Source organism: Microbacterium sp. NPDC076895 (genome assembly GCF_040687115.1).
Classification (GTDB): domain Bacteria; phylum Actinomycetota; class Actinomycetes; order Actinomycetales; family Microbacteriaceae; genus Microbacterium.
On record NZ_JBFBMQ010000010.1, the window covers coordinates 40,014 to 55,628 of the forward strand.

The 15,615-nt window shown below is 67.4% G+C and carries 11 protein-coding genes; 6 read left to right on the forward strand and 5 right to left on the reverse strand.

The window, feature by feature from the left end:
* Nucleotides 1–26: 26 nt before the first annotated feature.
* The gene (locus tag AB0O89_RS10045) at nucleotides 27–800 is read left to right on the forward strand and encodes a MerR family transcriptional regulator (protein ID WP_363497004.1); all 774 of its coding nucleotides are present in this window, start codon (nucleotides 27–29) and stop codon (nucleotides 798–800) included.
* Between the two features lie 76 nt (nucleotides 801–876).
* Here the strand turns inward: AB0O89_RS10045 and AB0O89_RS10050 are convergent, their stop codons facing one another.
* Nucleotides 877–1,038 (reverse strand): hypothetical protein, encoded by a 162-nt coding sequence (locus AB0O89_RS10050; RefSeq protein ID WP_292712937.1) that lies wholly within the window; start codon nucleotides 1,036–1,038, stop codon nucleotides 877–879.
* A 168-nt stretch (nucleotides 1,039–1,206) separates the two neighbouring features.
* On the opposite strand from AB0O89_RS10050, the gene AB0O89_RS10055 reads away from it, so the two are divergent.
* The 3 genes from AB0O89_RS10055 (at nucleotide 1,207) to AB0O89_RS10065 (ending at nucleotide 5,715) form a co-directional block, all read left to right on the forward strand.
* A complete protein-coding gene (locus tag AB0O89_RS10055; RefSeq protein ID WP_292712939.1) occupies nucleotides 1,207–1,608 on the forward strand; it encodes a CrcB family protein in 402 nt (133 codons plus the stop codon).
* Nucleotides 1,605–1,979, forward strand: a complete 375-nt coding sequence (locus AB0O89_RS10060; RefSeq protein WP_363497008.1) for a CrcB family protein — start codon at nucleotides 1,605–1,607, stop codon at nucleotides 1,977–1,979. The genes AB0O89_RS10055 and AB0O89_RS10060 overlap by 4 nt, the downstream gene beginning before the upstream one ends.
* A 103-nt stretch (nucleotides 1,980–2,082) precedes the next feature.
* Nucleotides 2,083–5,715 (forward strand): efflux RND transporter permease subunit, encoded by a 3,633-nt coding sequence (locus AB0O89_RS10065; RefSeq protein ID WP_363497011.1) that lies wholly within the window; start codon nucleotides 2,083–2,085, stop codon nucleotides 5,713–5,715.
* Here AB0O89_RS10065 and AB0O89_RS10070 read toward each other — a convergent pair.
* Nucleotides 5,703–6,623, reverse strand: coding sequence for an aldose 1-epimerase family protein (locus AB0O89_RS10070; protein WP_363497014.1), 921 nt, complete (start codon nucleotides 6,621–6,623; stop codon nucleotides 5,703–5,705). The two genes, AB0O89_RS10065 and AB0O89_RS10070, sit on opposite strands and share 13 nt — an antisense overlap.
* 300 nt (nucleotides 6,624–6,923) lie before the next feature.
* On the opposite strand from AB0O89_RS10070, the gene AB0O89_RS10075 reads away from it, so the two are divergent.
* Nucleotides 6,924–9,170 carry a DEAD/DEAH box helicase gene (locus AB0O89_RS10075; RefSeq protein ID WP_363497017.1) on the forward strand — a complete coding sequence of 749 codons (2,247 nt, stop codon included), beginning with the start codon at nucleotides 6,924–6,926 and terminating at the stop codon, nucleotides 9,168–9,170.
* 112 nt (nucleotides 9,171–9,282) lie between these two features.
* On the opposite strand, the gene AB0O89_RS10080 is transcribed toward AB0O89_RS10075, so the two are convergent.
* On the reverse strand, nucleotides 9,283–11,397 hold the full coding sequence (locus tag AB0O89_RS10080) for an intein-containing Rv2578c family radical SAM protein (protein WP_363497020.1): 2,115 nt from the start codon (nucleotides 11,395–11,397) through the stop codon (nucleotides 9,283–9,285).
* A 236-nt stretch (nucleotides 11,398–11,633) separates the two neighbouring features.
* On the opposite strand from AB0O89_RS10080, the gene AB0O89_RS10085 reads away from it, so the two are divergent.
* On the forward strand, nucleotides 11,634–12,797 hold the full coding sequence (locus AB0O89_RS10085; protein WP_341578331.1) for an acyl-CoA dehydrogenase family protein: 1,164 nt from the start codon (nucleotides 11,634–11,636) through the stop codon (nucleotides 12,795–12,797).
* A gap of 105 nt (nucleotides 12,798–12,902) precedes the next feature.
* On the opposite strand, the gene AB0O89_RS10090 is transcribed toward AB0O89_RS10085, so the two are convergent.
* Together AB0O89_RS10090 and AB0O89_RS10095 are read right to left on the reverse strand one after the other, a co-directional pair.
* Nucleotides 12,903–13,727: an energy-coupling factor transporter transmembrane component T gene (locus AB0O89_RS10090; protein WP_363497153.1), complete on the reverse strand. Its 825-nt coding sequence runs from the start codon at nucleotides 13,725–13,727 to the stop codon at nucleotides 12,903–12,905.
* Nucleotides 13,728–13,741: 14 nt separating this feature from the next.
* Entirely contained in the window at nucleotides 13,742–15,478 is a 1,737-nt protein-coding gene (locus tag AB0O89_RS10095; RefSeq protein ID WP_363497156.1) for an energy-coupling factor transporter ATPase, read from the reverse strand.
* Between the last annotated feature and the right edge of the window lie 137 nt (nucleotides 15,479–15,615).

The window sequence follows — 15,615 nt, forward strand, 5'->3', positions numbered from 1 at the left end:
CAACGTCAACTTCTAGCGTGGATGCCATGACGGAATGGAGCATCCACGAGGTGGCGCAGCGATCGGGCGTGACCACACGCACGCTGCGGCACTACGACGCCATCGGCATCCTGAGCCCAACGCGCACCGGCGCGAACGGGTACCGGTACTACGGTGCAGAGGCCCTCGTGCGATTGCAGCGGATCCTGCTGCTGCGGGACCTGGGGCTCGCGCTCGGCGACATCGCCGAGGTCCTGGACGCGCAGCAGGACCCCGCTGCAGCGTTGCGCACACACATCGGATGGCTCCGTTCCGAGCAGGCAAGACTCGCCCGGCAGATCGCCGCGGTGGAATCCACGATCAGATCATGGGAGGGAGGTGAATCGACGATGAACGACGACATGTTCGACGGCTTCGACCACACCGTCTACAAGGACGAGGTCGAGCAGCGCTGGGGCGCCGAGGCCTACGCCAGCTCGGACGCGTGGTGGCGCTCACTCGGAGCGGAGCAGCAGACGGCGTGGAAGAACACGACAGCTGAACTCGCGCGGGCCTGGGCGGCTGCCGCTGAGTCCGGCATCGCGCCCGGCTCGGCCGAGGCGCAGGCTCTCGCGGAGCGTCACGTGGCGTGGCTGCGGGCCATCCCCGGCACGCCCGCTCACGAGGATGAGACGGCGTTGAAGCCCTACGTCCTCGGGCTCGCGGAGATGTATGTGGCTGACCCTCGCTTCGCGGCGAACTACGCGACATCCGCCGGCGGCAACGGCGGCGCCGAGTTCGTGCGTGACGCGCTCACGGAGTATGTGAATACCCGGCTGTAGCCATTCGGCGCCGCCACGGCAAACGGATGCCGCGCCCCTCCCCCGAGGAGCGCGGCATCCGTTCGTCGCGGGTGCGTCAGCGGCGGCTACCGCTGATCACCCTGAACAGGAATGCGATCAGGGCGATCACACCGACAATGAGGGCGACCCAGAGCAGCCAGTTCAAGGCCGTGTTGAGGCCGCCGACGATAGCCAGAACGACGGCGATGATGATGACGAGCAGAAGTGCGATGTTCATGGGGCACCTTTCGTTGGACGTCGGGGAGCATGCTCGACACGTGTCGGGCGCGCTCGCCACCCCGTGACGATGTCACCGTCGACGCCGCGCGACAACGGGGTTGTTTCCGCGCCCCGAAACCGGTATGCGAGAGCGGCGATGCGCCGGTCGGAGCGTTAGCCTGAGCGGATGGCGACCAGACCGCGCTTCTCGGGGGCTCATCTGTGGCTGGTGTTCGCGGGCGGGGTGATCGGTACTGCCGCGCGACTGCTCATCCTGCTCATCGAGGATCCCTCGGTCCAGTGGTTTTCCATCCCGCTCATCAACATCATCGGGTCCTTCCTGCTTGGCGTGGTGACGGGGCGGGCCGAGGCTCAGGCCGACCCCGCCCGCGCCACCAGGATGCGCACGTTCTGGGGAGTCGGGGTGATGGGAGGGTTCACGACCTACTCGAGCTTTGCCGTGCTCGCAGTGGACCCGGCATCGCTGCCGCTCGCGGTCGTCACCGTGCTCGCCGGGCTGGTAGCTGCGCTCGCCGGGCTCTGGATCGCCCGTCCCCGGCCGGCATCAGCGCGTGGACACTCCGCATGAGCCCGCTTCTGCTCGCTCTCGGTGCGCTCGCCGGCGGCGTTGGTGCAGCACTGCGCTACAGCGCTGACGTCGCCGTCCTGCGCTGGTGGGGCCCGCCATGGGGAATCTTCGTCGTCAACGTCGTCGGGTCGTTCGCGCTCGGCATCCTGACCGGCGCCGCTCCCTCCGCTGACCTGCAGCTCATCATCGGGGGAGGCCTCCTCGGCGGCTTCACGACCTTCAGCGCCGTCTCGGTCACGACGATCCTGCTCGCCGAAGAGCGGCGCGGACGGATCGCGATCGTCAACGTCGTCGGAACCTTCGTGCTCTCGCTCGCTGCCGCTGCGGGCGGGCTTGCGCTGGGCGCAGCGCTCGCTCCCGGCGCCGGCTGATCGGGAGTTTTCGGGATATCCCCCGGAATCACCGTGCGAAGATGGGGGCGATACACCCGCGTATCGTCGCGTCCCGACAGCACCGAACACAGCAAAGGCCACCGTGTCGAAACTCGCCGTCCTGAGCCTGAAAAACCGCGCCCTCATCGCGCTGGTCACGATCGTCGCTGCCCTGTTCGGCAGCCTCGCATTGACCAGCCTGAAGCAGGAACTGATCCCCTCGATCGAGTTCCCCGCTCTCATCGTCGTCACGACGTATCCGGGAGCGTCGCCTGAGGTTGTCGCCAACGACGTGTCGACACCGATCGAAACAGCCATCCAGGCCGTCCCCGGCCTCGAGTCGACGACAGCGACCAGCACGACCAACGCCTCGATCGTGCAGGCGTCCTTCACCTACGGCACCGACCTCGGCACCGCTGAGCAGAAGATCACGCAAGCGATCAATCGGATCTCATCTCAACTGCCCGAAAACGTCGAACCCAATGTCCTTTCGGCAAGCATCGACGACTTCCCCGTCATCCAGATCGCCGTCACCGGCTACGACGATCAGCAGACCATCCAGGCGACACTCGAATCAGTCGCGATTCCCGAGCTTGAGGATGTCGACGGCGTCAACGCCGCGCAGATCGTCGGTGGCACCGGACAGCGCATCACGATCACCCCCGACCCGGCGAAGCTCGCTGCGACCGGCTACACGCAGCAGGCGATCCGCGACGCCCTCGATCAGAACGGTGTGCTGTTCCCGGGCGGTGAGATCACCGAGAACGAGCAGACCCTCACAGTGCAGACCGGCTCGAAGATCACGTCGGTCGATGCGGTGGCGGCGCTCCCGCTCGTTCCCACGGATGCCGAGCAGTTCCAAGCCGGTACGGTGACGATCGCCGACGTCGCCACGGTCGAGCAGGCACAGGACCCCGTCACGACGATCTCGCGTGTGAACGGCGAGCCGGCAGTGACGATCGCGATCACGAAGCTTCCGGCAGCCAACACCGTCGATGTCTCGCACGGCGTGGTCGACATCCTGCCCGAGCTCGAGCAGCAGCTCGATGGAGTCACCCTCACCGTCGTCTTCGACCAGGCGCCCTACATCGAGCAGTCGATCGAGACTCTCGCCGTCGAGGGTGGATTCGGCCTGCTGTTCGCCGTGCTCGTCATCCTGCTCTTCCTGCTGTCGGTGCGCGCGACGCTCGTGACCGCGATCTCGATCCCGACGAGCGTGCTGATCACGTTCATCGGCCTGCAGGCGTTCGGGTACTCGCTGAACATCCTGACCCTCGGGGCGATCACGATCTCGATCGGCCGTGTCGTGGATGACTCGATCGTCGTGATCGAGAACATCAGGCGCCACTACGTCGGCAAGGCCGACAAGATGACCTCGATCGTGCGGGCCGTCAAGGAAGTCGGGTCGGCGATCACATCGTCGACGATCACGACTGTCGCCGTCTTCTTGCCGATCGCCTTCGTCGGCGACGTGACCGGCGAACTGTTCCGACCCTTCGCTCTGACCGTCACGATCGCGCTGCTGGCATCGCTCCTGGTCGCTCTCACGATCGTGCCTGTGCTGGCTTACTGGTTCCTCAAGCCCGGCAAGCCGCTGCTGGATGAGGCGGGGCGGGAGATCGACCCCGAGAACCCGGCAGCTCCGCTCGATCGGTTGCAGCGCGGCTACACCCCGATCCTGCGGTGGACGCTGCGCCACTCCTGGGTCACCCTGGGGCTTGCGGTCCTCGTCCTCGTGGGCACCATCGCCGTCGCACCGTTGATGAAGACGAACTTCCTCGGCGATTCCGGTCAGAACACGTTCACCATGACGCAGGACATCGGTCCCGCGCCGAGCCTGGAGGCCGAGTCCGCCGCGGCGGTGCCGGTCGAAGAAGCCCTCATGGGAATCGACGGCATCCAGACCGTGCAGGTCTCGATCGGCTCCAGCGGCAACGCGCTGCGTGATGCTTTCACCGGCGGCGGCAGCGGAATCACTTACTCCATTACGACACAGGAAGGTGCCGACCAGGTCGCGCTTCGCCAGGAAGTCCAGGACACCGTCGAGGCGATTCCGGATGTCGGGGAGATCACCGTCGCTGGCAGCAACGGCGGATTCGGCTCGACCGACATCGAGGTCGACGTCACTGCTCCCGACGCCTCGACACTGCAAGAGGCGACGGATGCCGTCGTCGCGAGCCTCAGCGACCTCGACGACGTCAGCCAGGTCACGAGCAACCTGTCGGCATCCCTGCCCTTCATCTCGGTGCAGGTCGACAGCGACAAGGCGGCGTCGCTCGGTCTGTCGGAAGTCGCCGTCGGCGCAATCGTGTCCAGCACCATGCAGCCGCAGAACATCGGCAGCGTCGAGGTCGACGACACCTCGCTGACGGTGTACCTGGCCTCGAACGACCCGCCCACCACGATCGACGAGCTGCGCAACCTGCAGGTGTTCACCGCGCAGGGCCCCGTGCCGCTGTCGGAGGTCGCGACTGTCGAGGAGTCACAGGGGCCGACATCGATCACCACGCAGGGCGGCACGCGCACCGCGACAGTGACGGTCACCCCCGCGACCGACAACCTCGCGCAGGTGACGGCATCCGTCACGGAAGCGATCGATGCGGCTGATCTGCCGTCTTCGGCCAGCGCTGACCTCGGCGGTGTCGCAACCGACCAGGCTGACGCATTCAGCCAGCTCGGCCTCGCGCTGCTGGCAGCCATCCTGATCGTGTACGTCGTCATGGTCGCCACCTTCAAGTCGCTGCGACAGCCGTTGCTGCTGCTCATCTCGGTGCCGTTCGCGGCAACCGGCGCGATCCTGCTGCAGATCGTCACCGGCATCCCGCTGGGTGTCGCCTCGCTCATCGGCGTGCTGATGCTCATCGGCATCGTCGTCACGAACGCGATCGTTCTCGTCGACCTCGTGAACCAGTACCGCGAGAAGGGCCTGAGCGCCCACGATGCGACCATCGCCGGTGGTACGCGCCGTCTTCGCCCGATCCTGATGACCGCGCTCGCCACGATCCTCGCTCTCACGCCGATGGGACTGGGGATCACCGGCACGGGTGGATTCATTTCGCAGCCGCTCGCGATCGTCGTGATCGGCGGACTCATCTCGTCGACGGTCCTCACCCTGCTGGTGTTGCCGACGCTCTACAACCTCGTCGAGGGCGCAAAGGAACGGCGGCAGGCCAAGCGCGCGTCGCGAGCGGGTCAGGCGGATGCCGAGGGCGCGCTCGTGCTTGCCGGCGTAGGGGTAGGTGCCGGTGCTGCCGGTGCTGCTGGTGCCGAGGACGTGCCGTTGACGCGTCGCGAGCTGCGCGAACGTGAGGCACTGCGCACCGGTCAGATCCCGATCCAGTCGCCGGCGCCGGAAGGCGACGCTGAGCCGGATGCTGCTGAGTCGGATGCCGCCGAGTCCGAGGGCGCCGGTCGCGCGACCGACCACGCCGGCGAGACTGCAACCGACGAGGACGCGGGGGCGGAGGGGCAGGAGCCGGATGCTGCTGAGTCGGACGCCGCTGAAGCAGAGGCTACTCAGCCCGAGACCGACGCTGCAGGCGGGCCCGAATCTGAGCCGACCGAACCGGGGACCGACGCGTCGCCAGAGCCTGAAGCCGCCGAACCCGAAGCCGAGAACGGTGACGAATCGACGGATGCCGAGACCCCTTCCCCGGAGTCAGTCGACGGCGCGGAACCGACCGATACCGGCGCCGAGAACTCGGACGACGACCACAACGGACGTCAGCCCGAGTAGGAGATTCCCCAGCTCACGGTCCAGGTCTCGCCGGGCGCCAGCCAGCGCAGACCTCGACCGGAGTTGAGGGCGTCCGGCACCGCGCTCATGGGTTCGATGGCGACAGCCAGCTCGCGGCCCGGGTAGCGGTCGGTGGTGTAGACCTGCACGTAGTCGAGGTCAGCGCCCTGCCAGATCGTGACGATCCGGCCATCCGGTGCGCTCAGACGGTGGCGCAGCATCCCGTCGGCATCCCGAGCGATGTCGGTGTAGCAGGTGTTGAGCGAGACATCGCCGAGCCGGGCGCCGCTGCGCAGGTCGGATGCCGCATCCACCGGTACCTCATCGACGGGGATCAGCGCGTCGTCGAGCACGAGCATCTTCTCTGCCGGTGAGGTCAACACGAGGTCGGCTGTCGGGACGTCACCGAGCGTGAAATACGGATGGGTGCCGAGGGCCGCGGGTGCGGCATCCGTGCCGACGTTCTCGATGACGTGCGTGACCTCGATGCCGTCGGTAGTCAGCGCGTACGTGACAGTTGTGTCGAGCTGGAAGGGGTAGCCGCTCTGCGGAAAGACCGTTGCCGCGAGCGTGATCGTGTCGCCGGACTGCTCGGCGACCGTGTACGGCGTGAAGCGCAGCAGCCCGTGCGAGGCACCGCCGACCGACGGATCGGTGAGCCACAGCTGGTAGGTGGTGCCGTTGTGGCTCCATGTGCCGCCCCGGACGCGGTTCGGCCACGGCACGAGCACGGTTCCGGATGCGGCGGGAGCCGGCAGCCCCTGCGGATAGGACGCAATAAGATCGACGCCGTCGACGGTGAGTCCGCGGATTGTTGCCCCCACCTGCGTGAGGTGCGCCGTTACCCGACCGTCGGCGCTCGAGAGGTAGAACTGCTCCCCGGTGGGGTCGTGGCGCGTGTCGGTCATTGGTCCTCCTCGGCGGGCGTCGTGCCCATGCTAGAGCGCGCGCGGCATCCGTTTGCTCACCCGGGCGCGCGGCGGATGCCCGGGTGAGGGTCTTTCCCAGGGTGACCCGCTACGCTGGATCGGTCGGCTCTGGACATTGCCTTGTATGGCGAGTGGGTTTGTGAGTCCTTGGGGCCGATGGTGAGCGCCGATCGGCGTGCATGACCATCACATGAATGGCCCCCGGCCAAGAGAGTCCGGGCCTGTCGAGCGCGTCTCGACTGCTGTTCTCGTGCGAGAGAACCCAGGAAGAACACACCCATGCCCAAGAGCAAGAAGCCGGCCGGCGGCCGCGCAGCCAAGAACTTCGAACCGCGCTACGGAGAGAAGACCGCGTACCAGGACCGCAAGCGTCGCCCCGGTACGTCGTCGGCCGGAAAGCCCGGTAGCAAGAGCCCGAGCCATCGGGGCTACCGTCCCGAGGCCGCAGAGTCGAGCGGCGAGCCCAAGCGTCGCTGGACGGCGCAGGAGCGCGCAGGTCGCGACGAGGCTCGCGCCATCCGTTCCCATGCTCGGGACGACCGTCCGCGTCGTGATGACCGCCCGGCTCGCGATGATCGCCAGCGCCCCGGCGGCTACGACCGCGGGTCGCGCGATGACCGTCCGGCCTACGGTGACCGTCCGCGTCGTGATGACCGTCCGGCATACGACCGTCCACAGCGCGACGGCCAGGATCGCTACGGTGACCGCCCGCGTCGTGATGATCGCCCCTCGTATGGTGACCGGTCGCGTCGCGATGATCGCCCGCAGCGTGATGACCGTCCGCGTCGTGATGACCGTCCCTCATACGGGGATCGTCCGCGTCGTGATGACCGTCCCTCGTACGGGGATCGTCCGCGTCGTGATGACCGCCCCTCGTACGGTGACCGTCCGCGTCGGGATGACCGTCCGCAGCGTGATGAACGCGCTGGGTACGGTGATCGCCCGCGCCGTGATGACCGGCCCTCGTACGGTGACCGTCCCTCGTACAGCGACCGCCCGCGTCGGGATGACCGCGGTGGTTATGGCGACCGCCCCCGTCGTGACGACCGTCCGCAGCGCGAGAGCCAGGACCGCTACGGTGACCGCCCCCGCCGCGATGACCGACCCTCCTACACAGACCGTCCCCGTCGTGACGATCGCCCCTCGTACAGTGACCGTCCGCGCCGTGATGACCGTGCTGGTTACGGTGACCGCCCCCGCCGCGATGACCGACCGCGCCGTGACGACCGTCCGAACCGCTCCGACTGGAACGCGCCGACCCGCTCGGCTGCCCACGAAGAGCATGTCGACGTCGTCCACGAGCGGTTGCAGGCTGACGCTGTTCAGGCCGATGCCGTCGAGGGCGTGAGCTTCGGAGATCTGGGTCTCGGCGAGAACATCGTCCGCGTGCTCGCCGACCTCGGCGCAGCCACGCCGTTCCCGATCCAGGCTGCGACGATCGCGCCGATCCTCGAGGGCCGCGATGTGCTCGCGCGTGGACGCACCGGATCGGGCAAGACCATCGCGTTCGGTGCACCGCTGGTCGAGAGCATTTTGCGCTCGCAGGCGGGAAGCCGTCGTGAGTTCGGCCGATCGCCCAAGGCGCTGGTGCTCGCTCCCACGCGTGAACTTGCGCTGCAGATCGACCGCACGATCCAGCCGATCGCCCGCAGCGTCGGCCTGTTCACGACGCAGATCTACGGCGGCGTGCCCCAGGCGCGCCAGGTCGGCGCGCTCAAAAAGGGCGTCGACATCATCGTCGGGACCCCCGGCCGCATTGAAGACCTCGTCGAACAGGGCAAACTCGACCTCTCCGAGATTCGGATCGCGGTCCTGGATGAGGCTGACCACATGTGTGAGCTGGGCTTCCTCGAGCCGGTGCAGCGCATCCTGCGCCTGACCGCCGACGGTAGCCAGAAGCTGCTCTTCTCCGCGACGCTTGACCGTGAGGTTGCCGCGCTCGTCGACGAGTTCCTCGTCGAGCCCGCCGTCTACGAGGTTGCGGGTGAAGACCAGGACTCGAGCACCATCGAGCACCGCGTGCTCGTGATCGATCACCGCGACAAGGCTGAGATCCTCAACTCGCTCGTCGACCGCGACGGCAAGACCCTCGTCTTCGCCCGCACGCGCGCGTACGCCGAGATGCTCGCCGAGCAGTTCGACGACGCGGGCATCCCGTCGCTGGCGCTTCACGGTGACCTCAACCAGGCCAAGCGCACGCGCAACCTCGAGAAGCTCACCTCGGGCCGCGTTCGGGTGCTCGTTGCCACGGATGTCGCCGCGCGCGGCATCCATGTCGACGACATCGACCTGGTCGTGCAGGCCGACGCCCCCGACGAGTACAAGACGTACCTGCACCGATCGGGACGGACCGGTCGTGCGGGTCGCGAGGGCCGGGTGGTGACGCTCATCACGCGTCAGCGTCGTCGCCGCATGACCGAGATGCTTGATCGCGCCGAGATCGAGGCGCCCTTCGAGGACGCTCGCGTCGGTGACGACCTTCTCGAGGAGATCGCGGGTCGTCAGCTCGCCGACGTCGACGCCTGACGCGCCGCCGACACCTCTCTGACGTAGGCAATATCCCGCAGGCAGGGCGAATCCTCACCGGATCGTCCTGCCTGCGGGATTTGTCCTACCTCCATGCGTAGAAGCGACGGGCTCAGAACAGCATCGCTGCCGCGTCAGCACGTCTGCCGCGCGAGGTCGTGACGACGGATGCCGCGGCACGCCGCGCCGCCAGGCCGGGCACCGGCTCGCGTGGGGGCGCTTCTTCCTCGGCGTGCCCCGTCAGGCCGTGAACCCGCAGCAGCGGCCGAACGCGCTTGGCGAGCCACTGACGGTACGGCTTCGGCGCGTACGCGGAAGCGCCCGGGTAGAGGCCGCGATACGACCCGACGAGTTCCGGATGCTCCCGCTCGAGCCATTGCCAGAACCACTGCTTCGCCCCCGGGCGCAGGTGCAGCGCGCCGAAGACCACTCGGTGTGCGCCGGCCGCTCGGATGCGCCCCAGCGCATCATCGAGCGAGGCAATTGAATCGGTGAGGTGGGGGAGGATCGGCATCAGGAACACGGTGACGCGGAATCCGGCATCCGTCGCCGCTCTCACGGTCTCGAGGCGCGCGGCTGCGCTCGGCGTCCCCGGCTCGAGCGTGCGCTGTAGTGCATCGTCGAACACGGCTATCGACATCGCCAGTGAGACATCGACCTCATACGAGGCTTCTGTCAGAAGCGGAAGATCCCGGCGTAGCAGCGTGCCCTTGGTCAGGATCGAGAACGGGGTGCCGGCATCCGTCAGCGCCTGGATGATGCCGGGCATGAGTCGGTACCGTCCCTCGGCCCGCTGATACGGGTCGGTGTTTGTGCCGAGCATGACCGGATCGCCGGTCCACGACGGCCGTGCGAGCTCTGTGCGCAGCACGTCGGCGACGTTGACCTTGACGACGATCTGCGAGTCGAAGTCGCGCCCGGCATCCAGCTCGAGGTACTCGTGCGTGCCGCGGGCGAAGCAGTTGTGACTGATAACGCCGTTCGCGATGAAATCACCGGTGCCGGTCGTGATGTCGACCATGTCGATGCTGTGCCCGAGATCTTCGATTTCGACGACGCGGAGGTCACTCGATGTCTTCACCGCAGTGTCGACTATCGAGAGCTTTCTCGTGATCGCGGGTCGTGAGATCTCGAAGAAGCGCATCCGCGAAGCCAGCCCGCCCGTGACCCGGATAGCGCTCACCCCGTTCGGTCGCGGCCCCTCGGTGACGGCAGGGATGTCAAAGCACGCGAGTGCCTCGCGGACCGTGCCGAGCACGTCCGCGCTCTTGTTGCTGATTCTCAGCACACCCCGGGAACAGGAGCCTTCGGCGTCGAAGATTCCGCCCAGGTATCCAGCGAGCCACTCCTCGCTCAGGTCTGCGGGTCGCTTGATGAGGGCCTCAATTGCGGCGACCCCCTCTTTGCGTGCTGTATGGATGGCGAGCATGGCGCGCCGTTGCTCGGTTGCGGCTGTGAACGGCCTCACGTTGGTGGGGATTCCCTCGAGCGCTAAAAACGCCTGGGTGCGTTCCAGAGCCTCCGTGTCCGCAAGCGCGAGTCGAAAGGCGTGAATCGCGCCGGTGCGACCCCGACGCGGGTAAGTCCTGTGCAGGATCATTCCGTCGCCCTGGATCATTCCCGCCAGATAACCCAGTCGCCACAATCTGTCGGCGGCGTCACGGCTCACGGCTCGCGCTGCGCCCATGCCGAAGCCCATGAGGCGGTTGTTAGCGGTCAGGTAGGGACGCTGCTCCGGTCCACTCATCGCACCCTTCACGTGCTTCCAGCCCCGCTCGGTCAAGAAGCGGTGATCGGCGCTTGCGATGAGCTCTGTCCCATCGGCGAGGGTCACGCGGTGCGCGCGTCGATTCGTCGTCCACTTCGCGCGCACCGTTGTGGCGACGTACCGGCGGTAATCTCCGCGGCGTTCGGTGCCGATGATCGAATCGCCGACCCGGAGATCGCCGAGGGTGCGGGTGCGGCCGTCGGCGAGCAGGATCGTGGTTTCCGGAGCTAGGCAGTAGGAGCACGCATGACTGCATCCGCGGTACGGGTTCACGGTCCAGTCGAAGGGCATCGCCGATGCGCCCGGGACGTGGTTGAGGGCGCTCTTGGCAATGACCTCGTGGAAGGTCATGCCCGCAAACTCGGGTGTCGTGACGGACCGGACGAAGCCCCCGAGGTGCTCCATCCCGGGCAGCGCGTTGGCGTCGCTCGCGCCGATCGCCTGCCCGTTCCATCGCATGCGCATAGTCGAACAAAAATACGATTGAATGTCAACCCGCGACGCGGATAATCCGAACTGGATACCGAACCTGGAGGCATCCTACAAACGCGAGACGCAGTACCGCCCCACGTGAACCGCAATCCCACACCGGGTGCGAAGCGCTGACAGCCCGCGGGCATAGAATCGCGTCGGCGACGGGGCCGAACCGCCGATTCCGGCAGGCCCGCGCCATCGATGTGGAAGGAAGGGCTCACATGGAGCGCGACATCTACGACGAAGACCACGAGGCGTTCCGCGACGTCGTCAAGGAGTTCGTCAAGCGATACGTCACGAACGAGGCAATCGCCCGGTGGGATGCCGACGGCGAGATCGACCGCGACACGATGAAGGCAGCCGGTGAGTCCGGACTCATCGGGCTGTCGGTGCCGGAAGAGTTCGGCGGTGCCGGGATGCTGCAGGACTACCGCTTCCGCGCGATCGTCATGGAGGAGGTCATCGCCGCGGGCTCGGGATCGCTCGCCGGCGCTTTCGGCATCCAGGATGACCTCGCCGTCCCCTACCTCGTGCACATGGGCACGCAGGAGCAAAAGGAGAAGTGGCTTCCCGGTATGGCGACCGGAGAGGTGATCGGCGCGCTCGCGATGACCGAGCCCGGTGCCGGCAGCGACCTTCGCGGCATCAAGACCACGGCCAAGAAGGTCGACGGCGGTTACATCGTCAACGGCGCGAAGACCTTCATCTCCAGCGGCAAGACGGCCGATCTCGTCGTCACGTTCGTCAAGACCGGCGAGGGCAACCGCCCGGATGCCTTCAGTCTGCTGCTCATCGAGAACGGCATGGAAGGCTTCGACCACGGCAAGAAGCTGCACAAGATGGGCTTTCACGGCCACGACACCGCCGAGCTCTCGTTCAGCGACGTGTTCGTTCCCGAGGGGAACCTCATCAGCGGCCGCGAAGGCATGGGCTTCGTGCAGCTCATGATGAACCTGCCGCTCGAGCGCATGTCGATCGGCGTTGCAGGTGCCGCGGCGGCGCAGGCAGCTCTCGACTGGACACTCGCGTACACGAAGGACCGAGAGGCGTTCGGGGAGCGGATCGCCGACTTCCAGAACACCCGGTTCCGCCTGGCCGACATGGCTGCCGACGTGGAAGCACTCTGGGCATATACCGACCGCGTTATGCGCGCCTACAAGGACTCCAAGCTCTCGGCCGAAGAGGCCGCGAAGTACAAGTTCTGGGCGACCGAGCGGGAGTGGGCAGTGCTCGACCTCGGCGTGCAGCTGCACGGCGGCTACGGCTACATCACCGAGTACCCGATCGCCCGCGCGTTCCTCGACGCTCGCGTCCACCGCATCTACGGCGGCACGAACGAGATCATGCGCGAGATCGTCGGACGAGACCTCGCCGGCAAGCGCTGATCACGCGTCACACAGCGGATGCCGCGACCCAGACCTCTCAGGAGGTGCGGGTCGCGGCATCCGTCGTTTGTGGCGCCCCGGCTGGGCGAGGAACAACGCGACTGACTAGGCGAGGCCCCAGGGGAAGAAGAGGGTGAAGAGGGCTGCGGATGCGAGCCAGAAGGCCGCGATGAAGACGACATCCCGCGCGCGGAACGGGACGAGGTGCCGCTCGGTGCGATCGGGGTAGGCGCCGAAAGCGCGGGAGTCCATCGCGAGTGCGACCCGCTCGGCGTGACGGATGGCGCCGGCAAGCAGCGGCACGAGGTAGCTGGCCCACCGGCGTACGCTCGCGATCGGCCCGCGTCCGCGGTGGGCGCCGCGCACCCGGTGGGCCTGCCGGATGATCTCGAGTTCGTGACCGAATCGGGGTACGAACCGGAAAGCCGCCAGCGCCGTATACCCGATCCGGTATGGGACGCGCAGCTGCTGCACGCAGGCGCGTACGAGGTCGGGCCCGGTCGTGCTGAGGCCCGGAATGAGCGAGAGCGCAAGGATCGCGGCGAGCCGTAGGCCCGTCGCAAGTCCGATCTCGAGCGCGCCGCTGTAGAGCGTCCACGCACCGATCTGCAGCACGGGCGGCGTGCTCGCAACGAGTCCGGCATCCGTCCAGAGCGCGAAGCCGAACCCCAACACCAGGGTCGCGCCGGGTATCACCAGCGCGAGAAGGACGGCGGCTCGGATGCTGAGGCTGACGCCCACGAGCAGCACGAGGTACGACAGCGCCAGAAACGCCAGCGGTGTCGCAAGGTCGCGCACGAACACGAGCAGCACGAGGGCCGGGAGCACCGCTGCGATCGTGGCGAGCGGGTTCAGTCCGTAGAGGAACCGCACCGCAGAGGTCTGCCGCACCGGGGCATAGGGATCATCGGCGACGGATGCCGGGAGCATTGTCGGCGCCGTCGTCACGACGCACCCCCGGGGAGGTCAGTGACGCGCGTAATCGCGCGAAGCTCCGGGTGCGTGACAAGCGGCGCGAGTGCGCGCGCGAGTGGCGGAACGCGCAGCCCGGCGCGGGCGATGAGGTCGGCATCCGCGAAGACCTCACCCGGCGTTCCGGTCGCGGTGACCCGACCCGACTCCATGACGGCGACACGGTCGGCATACTCGGCGACCAGCTGCATGTCATGGGTGACGACGATGATCGTCGTGCCGTCCCGGTTGAGGTCGCGCAGCAGTCCGAGAAGTTCGTCGGCTCGGGCGCGGTCTTGTCCGAACGTCGGCTCGTCCAGGGCGAGCACGGGGGCCCCGGCGACAAGGGCGGTCCCGACCGACAGGCGCCGCTTCTGCCCGCCCGACAGCAGGAACGGATGAACGTGCGCCCTCTCGCGCAGCCCGAAGCGGTCGAGAAGATCGAGTGTCCGCCGCTCGATCTCGGCCTCGTCGAGGTGCTGTCGGCGCAGGCCGTGCGCGATCTCGTCGAACACCGACGTCGCGATGAACTGGTGCTCCGGATTTTGGAACACGAACCCGACGTGGGTCGACAGTGACCGATCGTCCTGTCGCGCAACGTCGAGTCCATCGATCCGGACCGTGCCTCGGGGTGGGGCGAGAACCCCGGCGAGGGCTTGGATCAGCGTTGTCTTGCCCGCCCCATTGGCACCGACGATCGCGAGGAACTCGCCGTCGCGAACGTCGAGCGCGACATCCGTCAGCACCTCGGTCTTCTTGCGGCGCAGCGTGAGCCCCCGCACTTCGATGCGTGTCTCGGATGCCGCCACAGGCGCTTTGGCAGCCGCAGTCGCTTGGCGCAGAGCGGGCGGCGCGGGCTGTTGATCGAGCGCCGCGCGCAGCTCCTCGGGGTTGATCGGCAGAGGATCGAAGCGATACCCGGCCTCCCGCAGCCGCAGGGCCGCGAGGGTCGAGGTCGGCAACCACACGCCGAGGTCATGAAGCTCCGCCGCGCGCTCCCGCAAGATCTCGTCCACCGCGCCATCGGCTATCACGACGCCGGCAGCATCTAGCACCACGACGCGGTTCACGAACGAGGCAGCGGCGTCGAGGTTGTGCTCGATCAGCACGATGCCCTTGTCACCGGATGCCGCGAGTTCGGCGAGGGCCGCGTACACATCGTCGATACCTTGCGGATCGAGGTTGGCCGTCGGCTCGTCGAGCACGAGAAGCGGGGAACCCATGGCCAGCGCGCAGGCGATCGCGAGGCGTTGCCGGCCGCCACCGGAGAGGCGATCAGGGTTCTCGGCCCGCCTCTCCCACAGTCCGACGCGACGCAGCGCCGCCTCCGCGCGGGCGAGCACCTCGGCCACCGGGAGACGCAGGTTCTCGGGCCCGAAAGCTACCTCGTCGAGCACCGTGCCTGTCACCAGCTGGGCATCGGGATCCTGGAACACGATCCCGATGTGTGTCGACAGCTGCGCCACGGAGTGCGTCGCCGCATCCATCCCGGCTACCTCGACGCGTCCCGACAGCGTCGCGGGCACGGCGTGCGGGATGAGTCCGTTCATCGCGAGCGAGAGTGTCGACTTGCCCGAACCGCTCGGTCCGAGCAGCAGCACGACATCGCCACGCGATACCTCGAACGACACGGATGCCGGAGTCGCGGCATCCTCGCCCTCGTGCGTGATTCCGACCTCACGCAGCCGCAGGAGCGGAGTGGGCCCGACCTCGAGGCTCGCCTCCGCCACCGCCGTCTCGCCCAGAGAGGGGGCGACGGATGCCGAGCGCGCGGCTGAATCGGGGGGAGCTGTCACGGGTCCTCATCGGAAAGGGAAGTACGCCCTAACTTAGCTGAACCTAACTACGCGCGCCCCGAGATTCGGGT